At 62.7% G+C, this 12,663-nt stretch carries 12 protein-coding genes; 10 read left to right on the top strand and 2 right to left on the bottom strand.

Annotation, left to right across the window (positions count from 1 at the left end):
- The 7 genes from AC1MEK_RS02090 to AC1MEK_RS02060 all read left to right on the top strand — a co-directional run bounded on the left by AC1MEK_RS02090 (position 1) and on the right by AC1MEK_RS02060 (position 6,714).
- Positions 1-798, top strand: coding sequence for an ABC transporter permease (locus AC1MEK_RS02090; RefSeq protein ID WP_480394600.1), 798 nt, complete (start codon positions 1-3; stop codon positions 796-798).
- Positions 795-1,937 carry an NAD(P)/FAD-dependent oxidoreductase gene (locus tag AC1MEK_RS02085; protein WP_480394599.1) on the top strand — a complete coding sequence of 381 codons (1,143 nt, stop codon included), beginning with the start codon at positions 795-797 and terminating at the stop codon, positions 1,935-1,937. The genes AC1MEK_RS02090 and AC1MEK_RS02085 overlap by 4 nt, the downstream gene beginning before the upstream one ends.
- A complete protein-coding gene (locus tag AC1MEK_RS02080; RefSeq protein ID WP_480394598.1) occupies positions 1,927-2,280 on the top strand; it encodes a (2Fe-2S)-binding protein in 354 nt (117 codons plus the stop codon). Before AC1MEK_RS02085 ends, AC1MEK_RS02080 begins: the two co-directional genes overlap by 11 nt.
- Positions 2,277-3,653: an FAD/NAD(P)-dependent oxidoreductase gene (locus AC1MEK_RS02075; protein ID WP_480394597.1), complete on the top strand. Its 1,377-nt coding sequence runs from the start codon at positions 2,277-2,279 to the stop codon at positions 3,651-3,653. The genes AC1MEK_RS02080 and AC1MEK_RS02075 overlap by 4 nt, the downstream gene beginning before the upstream one ends.
- Positions 3,646-4,815, top strand: a complete 1,170-nt coding sequence (locus tag AC1MEK_RS02070; RefSeq protein ID WP_480394596.1) for an NAD(P)/FAD-dependent oxidoreductase — start codon at positions 3,646-3,648, stop codon at positions 4,813-4,815. Before AC1MEK_RS02075 ends, AC1MEK_RS02070 begins: the two co-directional genes overlap by 8 nt.
- A 9-nt stretch (positions 4,816-4,824) precedes the next feature.
- On the top strand, positions 4,825-5,178 hold the full coding sequence (locus AC1MEK_RS02065) for a RidA family protein (RefSeq protein ID WP_480394595.1): 354 nt from the start codon (positions 4,825-4,827) through the stop codon (positions 5,176-5,178).
- Positions 5,179-5,367: 189 nt separating this feature from the next.
- Positions 5,368-6,714, top strand: coding sequence for an amidohydrolase (locus tag AC1MEK_RS02060; RefSeq protein ID WP_480394594.1), 1,347 nt, complete (start codon positions 5,368-5,370; stop codon positions 6,712-6,714).
- A gap of 16 nt (positions 6,715-6,730) precedes the next feature.
- Here the strand turns inward: AC1MEK_RS02060 and AC1MEK_RS02055 are convergent, their stop codons facing one another.
- On the bottom strand, positions 6,731-7,642 hold the full coding sequence (locus AC1MEK_RS02055; protein ID WP_480394593.1) for a LysR family transcriptional regulator: 912 nt from the start codon (positions 7,640-7,642) through the stop codon (positions 6,731-6,733).
- Positions 7,643-7,727: 85 nt separating this feature from the next.
- Between AC1MEK_RS02055 and AC1MEK_RS02050 the strand changes: the two genes are divergently transcribed.
- Positions 7,728-8,237 (top strand): SRPBCC family protein, encoded by a 510-nt coding sequence (locus AC1MEK_RS02050; RefSeq protein WP_480394592.1) that lies wholly within the window; start codon positions 7,728-7,730, stop codon positions 8,235-8,237.
- A 39-nt stretch (positions 8,238-8,276) separates the two neighbouring features.
- Here the strand turns inward: AC1MEK_RS02050 and proP are convergent, their stop codons facing one another.
- On the bottom strand, positions 8,277-9,776 hold the full coding sequence (proP, locus tag AC1MEK_RS02045; protein ID WP_480394591.1) for a glycine betaine/L-proline transporter ProP: 1,500 nt from the start codon (positions 9,774-9,776) through the stop codon (positions 8,277-8,279).
- 183 nt (positions 9,777-9,959) lie between these two features.
- Here proP and AC1MEK_RS02040 point away from each other — a divergent pair, with 183 nt between their 5' ends.
- Both AC1MEK_RS02040 and AC1MEK_RS02035 read left to right on the top strand, forming a co-directional pair.
- The gene (locus AC1MEK_RS02040) at positions 9,960-10,295 is read left to right on the top strand and encodes a hypothetical protein (RefSeq protein ID WP_480394590.1); all 336 of its coding nucleotides are present in this window, start codon (positions 9,960-9,962) and stop codon (positions 10,293-10,295) included.
- 101 nt (positions 10,296-10,396) lie between these two features.
- A complete protein-coding gene (locus AC1MEK_RS02035) occupies positions 10,397-12,613 on the top strand; it encodes an OsmC domain/YcaO domain-containing protein (protein WP_480394589.1) in 2,217 nt (738 codons plus the stop codon).
- Positions 12,614-12,663 lie beyond the last annotated feature (50 nt).

The following is a 12,663-nucleotide window of genomic DNA, read 5'->3' as shown; positions in this document are numbered from 1 at the left end:
ATGCACAAGAACGGATTTTTCTCGCTGCTGTTTCATGCGTCTTTCATCACCTTCATTGTCGCGCCGCTGGTGGTGGTGATGGCGATGGCGTTCACCAGCAAAGGCTACCTCTCGCTGCCCACCGACGGTCTGTCGCTGCGCTGGTTCCGGGCGTTGCTGGACAATCAGGAGATGCTCGACGCCTTCGTGCTGTCGATCAAACTGGGCCTGGCATCCGCCACGCTGGCGGCGCTTCTGGCCATCCCGGCGGCACTGGCGATCAGTCGTTACGACTTTCCCGGCCGTGGCGCGGTGACCGGCTTTCTGCTGTCGCCGCTGATGATTCCCTCGGTGGTGCTGGGCATCGCATTCCTGCGGTTCTTTTCACTGGCGCACATCGGAGGCTCGCTGTGGGCTCTGACCCTGACCCATGTGATCGTGGTGCTGCCTTATGCATTGCGCTTGACGCTGGCGTCCACCATCGGGCTTGAACGCGATATCGAACACGCCGCGCTGTCGCTGGGTGCTACGCGCTGGAAGGCGTTTTACCGGGTGATTCTGCCGCGCATTCGCACCGGGGTGATCGGTGGCTGGATGCTCGCGTTCATCCAGAGTTTCGACGAACTGACCATGACCGTGTTCGTCGCCACCCCAGGCACCACCACCTTGCCGGTGGCCATGTACAACCAGATTTCTCAGACCATCGACCCGTTGATCACCGCGGTTTCCACGGTGCTGATCATCGGCACATTGCTGTTGATGCTGGTGCTGGACCGCATGGTCGGGCTGGATCGGGTACTGATCGGAGAAGGCAAATGAGCCAGGATGCAAACAGCGCCACCCAGGCCGACGTGATCGTCATCGGTGGCGGGCTGGTCGGGATGGCAGTGGCTTACGGTCTGGCCCGCAGCGGCGCCAACACCCTGGTACTCGACCAGGGCGACGATGCGTTCCGTGCCTCGCGGGGCAATTTCGGCCTGGTGTGGGTGCAGGGCAAAGGCCACGACCTGCCAGATTACTCGCGCTGGACTCGCTCCTCGGCCACTCGCTGGGCAGAGCTGGCAGGGGCGTTGCGCGAGGACTGCGACGTGGATGTGCAGCTGCGTCAGCGGGGCGGTTTTCACATGTGCTTCAGCGACGAAGAAATGCTGGAGCGCCAGTCCCGGCTGCAGACCCTGCAAGACGCGCTCGGTGATTACCCGTTCCAGATGCTCGACGCCGCCGACCTCAAGGCACGCTTGCCGCTGATAGGTCCGTCGGTGGTGGGCGCCAGTTACACGCCGCAGGATGGTCACGTCAATCCGCTGAAGCTGCTACGGGCATTGCATGCCTCGGCCCAGGCAAGAGGCGCGCGGCTGATCAATGGCGTGCAGGTGGACCGCATCGAGTGTGCGCCCGGAGAGTTTCGCGTCACGGCCGGGCAGCGGCGTTTCGTCGCGGCCAGAGTGGTGTTGGCAGCCGGGTTGGGCAATCCCGCACTGGCGCGGCAAGTCGGGCTGCATGCGCCGGTCGCGCCCAATCGCGGGCAGGTGTTGATCAGCGAGCGGGTCCGGCCGTTTCTTGACTACCCGACCATCAATGTACGGCAGACCGACGAGGGCACCGTGCAGTTGGGGGATTCGATGGAGGAGGTGGGATTCGACGACCGCACCACCACCCAGGTGCTGGCGAAAATTGCCCGGCGAGGCGTCGCGACCTTCCCATTGCTCGCCCAGGTGAGGCTGGTACGAGCCTGGGGCGCGCTGCGGGTCATGAGCCCGGACGGTTTCCCGATCTATCAGCAGTCGACCCGGCACCCCGGAGCCTTCGTGGTCACCTGCCACAGCGGCGTGACCCTGGCCGCTGCCCACGCCTTGCGCATTGCGCCGTGGATTCTCGGCGGTGAACAACCCCGGGAGCTTGGTGTGTTCGCAGGTGATCGTTTCCTGACTGACAAGGTGTATGCCCATGCGCACTGATCCGCTGTTTCAACCGGTCATGAGTGAGGTCAAGTCGACGCGCACCGTGAAACTGACCTTCAACGAACAAACGCTGAACGTGCCGGCGGGCAGCAGTGTGGCGGCCGCCTTGCTGATGTCCGGCATCAGCCGCTTTCGCGCCACGCCGGTCAGCGAAGCCCCCCGTGCGCCGTACTGCATGATGGGGGTGTGTTTTGAATGTCTTGTGGAGATCGATGGCGTGCCCAATCGCCAGAGCTGTCTGATCGAAGTCAGCGAAGGCATGCGCATTCGCTCTCAGGAAGGGGCGCGGGACCTGGTCTTCGCTCCAGTGGATGTCCAGACGTTCGAGGTGCAGTCATGAATCCGCTATCGGTCGATGTGGTGGTCGTGGGGGCGGGAGCGGCGGGTATGTCAGGCGCCGTTGCGCTCGCCCGGTTGGGCCTGCAGGTGGTCTTGCTCGATGAGCAGGGCAGCCCCGGCGGGCAGATTTATCGCGGTATCACCCTGGCGCCGCTGGGGCGTCGCGACATGCTCGGCCCTGATTACGCCCATGGCAATCAACTGGCCCAGGCCCTGGCATCGTCCAGCGTGCAGTATGAAAAAGGCGCCTCGGTGTGGCAGGTGACGCGCGAGCATCAGGTCAGCTATTTGCGCGACGGCCGTCTGCACACCCTGCAGGCCCGTGCCGTGCTGCTGGCGACCGGTGCCATGGAGCGTCCGTTCCCGATTCCTGGCTGGACACTGCCGGGTGTGATGAGCGCGGGCGCGGCACAGATTCTGCTGAAAAGCTCGGGTCTGGCGCCGAGCGAACCGGTGGTGCTGGCCGGCTGCGGCCCGCTGCTTTACCTGCTGGGCTGGCAATACCTGCGCGCCGGCGTAGCGATCAAGGCGCTGGTGGACACCACCCGGCCTGAAGACTACTGGCGGGCGCGGCGGCATCTGTTTGCGGCATTGCGCGCATGGCCCTACCTGCGCAAGGGCCTGGAATTGATGCGTAGCTTGCGCAGTGCCGGTATCGCTCATTACACCGGTGCCGAGCAACTGGCCGTGGAGGGCGATGAAGCGGCGCGAGCGTTGACCTTCAGCGCGGGGGGCAAAGCGCAGCGCGTGGCGACCCGCTGCGTGCTGTTGCATCAGGGGGTGGTACCGAACATCCAGTTCAGCCAGTCACTGCGCGCCGGGCATCACTGGGACGCCGATCAACTGTGCTTCAGCCCCAACGTGGATGCGTGGGGGGCGCTGGATGTGCCCGGTATTCACGTGGCCGGAGATGGCGCCGGAATCGGTGGCGCGCAGGCGGCAGCCTTGCAGGGCGAATTGGCGGCGTTGGGTATTGCCCGGCAATTGGGTGCACTCAGTGACGCACAGCGCGACTATCGCGCCGAGTCGCTGCGCGAGCGGCTTGCGTCGAATCTGCGCATCAGGCCGTTTCTCGATGCGCTGTATCAGCCCAAGGAAGCCAATCGCATTCCAACGGACGATGTCATGGTCTGCCGCTGCGAAGAGGTCACGGCCGGGGAACTGCGCCAGTTCGTGGCGCTGGGCTGCACCGGGCCGAATCAGGCCAAGTCCTTCGGGCGCTGTGGCATGGGGCCGTGCCAGGGGCGCATGTGCGGCCTGACGGTGACTGAAGTCATCGCCAAAGCCCGCGGCGTGTCTGCCGCCGAGGTCGGCTACTACCGCATCCGGCCGCCGATCAAACCCATCACGCTGGGAGAGCTGGCCAGTGAATAGAGGGAGCGATGTGCTGGTGATCGGCGGTGGCATCCACGGTCTGAGCACGGCGTTTCACCTGGCCCTGCGCGGGGTAAAGGTGACCGTTCTGGAAGCCGACTATTGCGCGCGCCATGCCTCGGGGGGCAACGCTGGAGGGGTGCGCACATTGGGTCGCCACATCGCCGAGATTCCTCTGGCGCTGTCCTCGCGCCAGCTGTGGCACGGGCTGGAGGATTTGCTTGGCGACGACGGTGGTTTTGTGCCAGGCGGTCAGCTGAAGCTTGCAGAGAACCCTGCCGAACTCGACCAGTGCCGAGCGCGTGTAGAGCAGTTGCAAGCACTGGGTTTCGAGCATGAAGTACTGATCGACCAGCAGCAGGTGTTCCAGATCATACCCACCGTCGCCCGTCATGTGGTGGGCGGCATCTGGGTCAAGGACGATGGCTATGCCTTGCCGTTCAGAACGGTCACGGCGTTTCGCCTGGCGGCAGAAAAACTGGGCGTGCAGGTGCTGGAAGGCACATCGGCCCAGCGCATCGAACAGCGCGGCACTCAGTGGCAGGTCACCACGCCCCGTGGCGTGTTCAGCGCCGAACATGTGGTGATCACGGCTGGTGCCTGGGCGCAGGAACTGGCCGCGCAAGTGGGGGAGGCAGTGCCTGCTCGTCCCGAGGGCCTGATGCTGATGGTCACCCATCGCGTTGCGCCATTCTGCACCCCGACCCTTGGCGCGACCGGCCGTGCGCTGTCGTTCAAACAGTACGCCAACGGTACGGTGGTCATCGGTGGCAAGTTGATCGGGGCGCTGGATTTTCCGGCACGCCATGGTGAGGTCGACATGACGCGACTGGGCACCAGCGCTCGCACCGTCACCGACCTCTTTCCACACTTGAAGCATCTGGGCGTCAACCGCGTCTGGGCCGGGGTCGAGGCATTCACCGCGGACGATCTGCCGGTGATAGGCGCCAGCCGTAAAGCGAGCAGGCTCAGTTATGCCTTCGGTTTCAGCGGCAGCGGATTTCAGATGGGCCCTGGTACCGGACTGCGCCTGGCGCAGCAGATTCTGGGAGAGCATTCGCTCATTTCGCTGGATGCGTTCGCCATTGACCGTTTCGACAAACCCGCCAGCGCCATCGCGCTGCCCACCCATCAACCCGCTACATCCGTTCCCAACCAATAAGGAGTTCCCATGCTGGACATCACCCGTATCGAAACCAACCAACGCATGAGCCGCGTCGTGCAGTGCAATGGCTTCACCTTTCTGGGCGGCCAGACCGCTACTGACCGCACCCTGGACATCAAGGGCCAGACCGCTCAGGTGCTGGAAAAGATCGACAACTACCTGGCCAAGGCCGGCCTGGACAAGACCCGCATCCTCAGCGCGCAGGTCTGGCTCTCCGACATCGGCGCGAACTTCGCCGGCATGAACGAAGTCTGGGACGCCTGGGCACCGGAGGGCCACGCGCCTGCGCGAGCTACGGTCGAGTCACGCCTGGCAGCGCCGGATCTGTTGGTGGAGATTACCGTGGTGGCGGCTGGCTGACGTTCATCGTGCCAGTGAGCAAGGTCTGCCGTGGGGCAGGCCTTGCTACGGACCGGGTTCCAGCATCGATACCTCTGAGGTATCGCGTCGGACCCAGAAGGTATTTCTGCTCCAGCGTTCTGCTTCGTATAGTCCCTGTTGTGTAGCGAGTTGCAGTCACACTCCATAACAACAAACAAGGACTTAGCCATGAATTTCCCCTCTCGCTTGTTGGCCCTCTGTCTGCTGGGCCTGCCCGCGCTGGCGTTCAGTCAGGCGCGCGATACTTCCTGGGTCGATTCCGCTGTCGCAGGCGTGAACCGTCAAGTGGTCGATTGGCGACACGACATTCACCAGCATCCCGAGCTGGGCAATATGGAGGTCAGAACCTCCGGATTGGTGGCTGCGCAGCTGCGCGTTGCGGGAATCGAAGTGCGTACCGGCGTCGGCAAGACGGGCGTGGTGGGCGTGCTGAAGGGCTCACTGCCGGGGCCGGTGGTTGCGTTGCGTGCCGACATGGATGCACTGCCCGTCGAGGAGCAAACCGGGCTCGCGTTCGCCAGCAAGGCGCAGGGTGTGCGTCTGGGCAAGACGGTGCCGGTGATGCACGCCTGCGGCCACGACACGCATACCGCAATGTTGCTCGGGGCGGCGAAGGTACTGGCCGAGCACAAGGATCAGATTCAGGGCACGGTGGTGTTTCTGTTCCAGCCCGCCGAAGAGGGTGCGGCGGACGTCGATGACATGGACACTGAACACCTGATCGGCGCGCAGGCGATGATTCGCGACGGCGCACTGGATGCTCCAAAGGTCGAGGCCGTCTTCGGTATTCATGTGATGGCCGGATATCCGACCGGCCATCTGTATTACAAGTCCGGCACCGTACTCAACAGCAGCGACGGTTTCAGGCTCGTCGTCAAAGGCCGGCAGACTCACGGGTCGGCACCCTGGAGCGGCGTCGATCCGATCGTCGCCAGCCAAGGCATCGTCGCCGGTTTGCAGACCCTGATCAGTCGTCGTGCCGATCTGAGCAAGGGCATGGGCGTGGTCAGCGTGGGCACCATCAACGGCGGCTCGGCCAGCAACATCATCCCTGAGTCGGTTGAGCTGACGGGCACCATTCGCACCAACGATGCTTCGATCCGTGAGTCTGTGCTGCAAAAGATGCCGCCACTGGTCAATGGCATCGCCAATGCCTACGACACCTCGGCCGATCTGCAGATCGTGCACCACGCGCCGGTGACAGTGAACGACCCGGCGCTGACCCAGGCGATGGTGGCGTCCCTGAATCAGGCTGCACCGGGAAAGGTGCACCCTTTGCAAACGTCGCTGTCGCCCAGTGAAGACTTCTCGTACTACGCCGAAAAGGTCCCGGGATTGTTCGTGTTTCTGGGTGCAACCCCGGCTGATCAGGACATGACGCGAGCGGCCAACAACCACAGCCCGTATTTCACCGTCGATGACGCGACACTGGCTACCGGGGTGAAGGCTCACGTGCGGTTCGTGCTGGATTATCCGGGCAGGGCGACCAGGCTTAGCACCGCATCGCTGAACTGAGACGCAACGCGGCCGGTCAGCGTGAAGGCTGACCGGCCACGGCCGTCAGCAACCCTCGCACCCACGCAAGCCCCGCATCCCGATCCGTCCGCTCATGCCACACCAGCATCTTGCTGAACCCGGGGATCTCGGCGGGCGGTTTCATCACCGCAAGCCCCGTTTGGTCCACCGCCAGGCGGCTGGGCACCACGGCAATCAGATCGCTGTGCGTGAGCAGTTCCGGAAGGATCAGAAAGCTGGTGACCGATACGGTGACGCGGCGGGCTTTGCCGACCTTGGCCAGTGCTTCGTCGGTCACACCTTCGAATGCACCGCCCGAGGACGACACCAGCGCGTGATCCAGTGCGCAGAATCGTGCCAGCGACAAGTGTTTGCCGCTGGCGGCGGGATGGTCGGCGCGCAGCACGCACAGGTAGCGCTCGTCGAACAGGTGAGTCGCGTGCAGGCCGGGCGTGATGCTTTCAGGCGTCACCAGCGCGAGGTCGATATCACCACGTTCCAGCTGGTTGTGCAGGGTCTGGTGATCGACCGGTTGCACCGACACGCGGATGTTCGGTGCCTGGGCGCGCAGCGCTGCGAGAAAGGGCGTGACCACCGCCCGCAGTGCGTAATCGGTGGAGGCGAGCCTGACGGTGAGGCTGGCGCTGGCCGGGTCGAACGCCTGCGGATGCAGCAACGCTTCGATCTCGGTCAGCAAGCGCTTGACCGGCCCGGCCAGTTGTTCGGCTCGCGAAGTGGGGACGATGCCGCGTTGGGCGCGCACGAACAGCGGGTCATCGAAGCTCTCGCGCAGGCGATTGAGCATGCCGCTGACAGCGGGCTGGGTGAGGGACAGTCGGTCGGCGGCGCGGGTCACGCTGCGTTCGTCGAGCAGCGCGTCGAGGGCCTTGAGCAGGTTGAGGTCGAGGTGTCTGATATCAGAATTCATGATGCGTTGGATATAATATCACGATTGGTCTTATGTCACGCTAGCACCCATCATGGGCTCAGTCCAACGCATCAGGGTGTGCACCATGCATGAAATCATCTGGCCTGAAGGCTATCTGCCCGGCCTTACCGACAACTTCGTCTCCAATGAAATCATCGTCGCCGACTTGAGCGCAGCGCAGGTCTGGCCGCTGCTGAGCCAGGCCTTGCGCTGGCCGGGTTACTACGCCAACTCGGCCAATGTGCGGTTGTACGAGGTTAACGCCACTGAACTCAAAGACGGCCTGCGCTTTTACTTCGAGACCTTCGGTTTCCCGGTCGAAGCACAGTGCAACGAGTACGTGCCGCCGTTGAATGGCGAGCCAGGGCGCATCGCCTGGCACGGCTGGGCGGGCGAGGGGGAAAGCCGGCTGGATGTGCACCACGCCTGGCTGATCGAAGACCTTTCAGGGGGGCGGGTACGGATTCTGACCCAGGAAACCCAGAACGGTTTGCCTGCTCAGGAATTGGCCAGGACTCGACCCAATCCGATGCTCAACGGCCATCAGGACTGGCTGGACGGTCTGTTAAAGGCTGCTTTCGAAAACTTGCGCTGAACCCTTGAAAAGGGCCGCTTCGAGCGGCCCTTTTCTGTGTCAATCAATGCGCGGATGCTGCTGCGCCAGCTCCTTGCGCTTGGCCTCCAGCTCGGCAATCTGCGCGTCGATGTCTTCGATCTTCTGCTCGATATTGTCGTGGTGTTCCTGCAGCAGTTCCTTGGCTTCTTCCAGATCGGAAGCGGCCGGCGCGGCGCCGCGCAGGGGCTTGTTGGCGGTTTCCTTCATGGTCACGCCGGTGGCCAGGCCGATCACCGCCACCACCATCAGGTAGTACGCAGGCATATAAAGGTTTTGGGTGCTCTCCACCAGCCAGGCGGCGAGGGTCGGGGTCAGGCCGGCAATCAGCACCGACACGTTGAAGGCGCTGGCCAGCGCGCTGTAGCGGATATGGGTGGGGAACATCGCGGGCAGGGTCGAAGCCATCACGCCGATGAAGAAGTTGAGCACCACCGCGAGGATCAGCAGGCCGGCGAAGATCACCCCGATCTTGCCGCTGTTGATCAGCATGAACGCCGGAATCGCCAAGATGAACAGGGCGATGCTGCCGACGATGATGAACGGCTTGCGGCCGATCTTGTCGCTGATAAAGCCGATCAGCGGCTGGACGAACAGCATGCCGACCATGATCGCGATGATGATCAACACCCCGCGGTCTTCGCTGTAATGCAGGTTGTGCGACAGGTAGCTGGGCATGTAGGTCAGCAGCATGTAATAGGTGACGTTGGTCGCCACCACGATGCCGATGCAGGTGATCAGGCTGCGCCAGTGTTTGGTCGCCACTTCCTTGAACGAGACTTTCGGGCCGTGGGACAGGCCTTCGCGGTCGCCTTGTTCGAGCTTGTCGACGTGCTGCTGGAAGGCCGGGGTCTCTTCCAGCGCATGGCGCAGGTACAGGCCGAGCAGGCCGAGCGGCAGGGCGAGGAAAAACGGCAGGCGCCAGCCCCACTCCTGGAATTTGTCTTCACCGAGCACAGTGGAAATCATCACCACCAGACCCGCCCCCAGCACGAAACCGGCGATCGAACCGAAATCCAGCCAGCTGCCGAGAAACCCGCGCTTGCGGTCGGGCGCGTACTCGGCGACGAAGATCGACGCGCCGGTGTACTCGCCGCCCACCGAAAAGCCCTGGGCCATCTTGGCCAGCAGCAACAGGATCGGCGCCCAGATGCCGATCGATGCATAGGAAGGAATACAGCCGATGGCGAAGGTGCTCAGCGACATGATGATGATCGTTGCCGCCAGCACTTTCTGCCGCCCGTATTTGTCACCCAGGGCGCCGAAGAACAACCCGCCCAGCGGGCGAATCAGGAAGGGCACCGAGAAAGTCGCCAATGCCGCGACCATTTGCACGCTGGGGTCGGCGCCGGGAAAGAACACCTTGCCCAGCACATAGGCGACGAAGCCGTACACGCCGAAGTCGAACCACTCCATCGCGTTGCCCAGCGCTGCAGCGGTGATCGCCTTGCGCATCTTCGCGTCGTCGACGATGGTGATGTCCTTGAGCCCGATGGGGCTGACTTTTTTCTTTGATTTCATGCCGCTCACTCTGTTTCTGAACTGTCTTGCTTCGGGATAGCGCTCGATGCCATTGTTTTGGTGGCACGCTCTATCGGTTCAGATACAAAAAGAAGCAAAATAATTCACCGGCCTGGGCAGTTTTTGTCCTGGCCCTGATGGACAGCTGGTTTTCAGGTCAAGGAGCGACGCGCCTGCCGCATCATGAGAAATCCTTACGATCCCCCCGGAATCCCCGAGTATCGGGTGAAGTTCTATTGCCTGCTCGGCGCAGGATTTTTTCTACTGTGCGCTTGGGCAGAGTCGTCAAGTCTTTATGACGCCCTCACGAATTACGAGTTCGACACCCTGACCGGCCCCCGCCGCCATCTGGTGAAGGAGCACTTGCGTTATCTCGAGACACCTTGGGCGTTCGTTTATCACTTTGTACTCGACCTCGCGACGTTTCTGGCAACCAGCGCGCTAGGGCTGGGGCTGGCCTGGCGATTGGTACGAGGGCGCAAAGCGTTCAAGCGCGCATCGTCGTCCGGTTTCGACTAACGCACCGTACCGACCAGCGGCCCCCACCTCAAACCACAAGACTTCCCGCGCAAAACCCGGATAATGGCGGCCATTTCGCTTTCGTAATTCGGTGTGCGCGCATGGAAATCAAGGTCAACTTTCTCGACAACTTAAGGCTTGAAGCCAAGTTCGACGACTTCACGGTGATCGCCGATCAGCCCATCCGCTACAAGGGCGATGGCTCGGCGCCGGGGCCGTTCGACTACTTCCTGGCCTCGTCGGCGCTGTGCGCGGCGTATTTCGTGAAGCTGTACTGCAGCACCCGCAACATTCCCACCGACAACATTCGCCTGTCGCAGAACAACATCGTCGACCCGGAAAACCGCTACAACCAGATCCTCAAGATCCAGGTCGAGCTGCCAGCCGACATCTCGGAAAAAGACCGTCAGGGCATCCTGCGCTCCATCGACCGTTGCACCGTGAAGAAAGTGGTGCAGGCCGGCCCCGAATTCGTGATCGAGGAAGTCGAGAATCTGGATGCCGACGCCCAGGCGTTGCTGATGCCGGCGTCGACCGCAAGCGAGGGCACCTACATCCTCGGCAAGGACCTGCCGCTGGAGCAGACCATCGCCAACATGTCGGGCATCCTCGCCGAGCTCGGGATGAAGATCGAGATCGCCTCGTGGCGCAACATCGTGCCCAACGTCTGGTCGCTGCATATCCGCGATGCGCATTCGCCGATGTGCTTCACCAACGGCAAGGGCGCGACCAAGGAGAGCGCGCTGGCCTCGGCGCTGGGCGAGTTCATCGAGCGCATCAACTGCAACTTCTTCTATAACGACCAGTTCTGGGGCGAGGACATCGCCAATGCCGAGTTCGTGCATTACCCGAACGAGCGCTGGTTCAAGCCGGGGCCGCAGGATGCGCTGCCTGCCGAAATCCTCGACGAGTACTGCCTGGGCATCTACAACCGCGATGGCGAACTGCGCGGCTCGCACCTGTACGACACCAACTCGGGCAACACCGCGCGGGGCATCGTCTCGCTGCCGTTCGTGCGCCAGTCCGATGGCGAAACGGTGTATTTCCCGTCGAACCTGATCGAGAACCTGTTCCTGAGCAACGGCATGAGTGCCGGCAACACCCTGGCCGAAGCGCAGGTGCAGTGCCTGTCGGAAATCTTCGAGCGGGCGGTGAAGCGGGAGATTCTCGAAGGCGAACTCGCGCTGCCGGACGTGCCGCAAGAGGTGCTCGCCAAGTACCCGGGTATCGTGGCCGGTATTCAGGGGCTCGAAGAGCAAGGCTTCCCGGTGCTGGTCAAGGACGCGTCGCTGGGCGGTGAGTTCCCGGTGATGTGCGTGACCCTGATGAACCCGCGCACCGGCGGTGTGTTTGCCTCGTTCGGCGCGCACCCAAGCTTTGAAGTGGCGCTGGAGCGCAGCCTCACCGAACTGCTGCAGGGCCGCAGTTTCGAAGGTTTGAACGACCTGCCCGCGCCGACCTTCGAAGGCCAGGCGGTGATCGAGCCGAACAACTTCGTCGAGCACTTCATCGACTCCAGCGGCGTGGTGTCGTGGCGCTTCTTCAGTTCGAAGGCCGATTACGAATTCGTCGAGTGGGACTTTTCCAGCGAGGGCAGCTCCAGTAAAAAAGAGCAGGCCAACGCCGAGGAGGCCGCGACGCTGTTCGGCATCCTCGAAGACATGGGCAAAGAGGCCTACATGGCGGTGTACGAAGACCTGGGCGCCACGGCGTGCCGGATTCTGGTGCCCGACTATTCGGAGATCTACCCGGTCGAGGACCTGATCTGGGACAACACCAACAAGGCCCTGGCCTTCCGCGCCGACATTCTCAACCTGCACAACCTGAGCAAAGTCGGCCTGCGTAACCTGGCCAAGGGCCTGGAAGACAGCGAGCTGGACGATTACACCGACATCACCACGCTGATCGGCATCGAGTTCGACGACAACACCGCGTGGGGGCAGCTGACCATTCTGGAACTGCGCCTGCAGATCTACCTGGCCTTGCAGAAATACGAAAAAGCCAAGGATCTGGTGGAGGCGTTCCTGCAGTACAACGACAACACCGTCGAGCGCGGCCTGTTCTACCAGGCGGTGAACGTGGTGCTGGAAATGGAACTGGACGAAGACCTGGAACTGGCCGACTACGAAACCAACTTCCGCCGCATGTTCGGCAACGAGCGCATGGACGCGGCGATCGGTTCGGTCAACGGCAGCGTACGCTTCTACGGCCTGACCCCGACCAGCATGAAGCTCGAAGGGCTGGACCGCCACCAGCGGCTGGTCGACAGCTACAAGAAACTTCACGCGGCGCGGGCGAAGGCGGCGGGGTTGCGCTGACCCAGGCGCTGATCGTGCCCACGCAGAGCGTGGGTACGATCAACGCATCC

This window comes from Pseudomonas sp. 2, from assembly GCF_056627435.1.
This window is presented reverse-complemented; position numbering and strand designations above follow the sequence as displayed.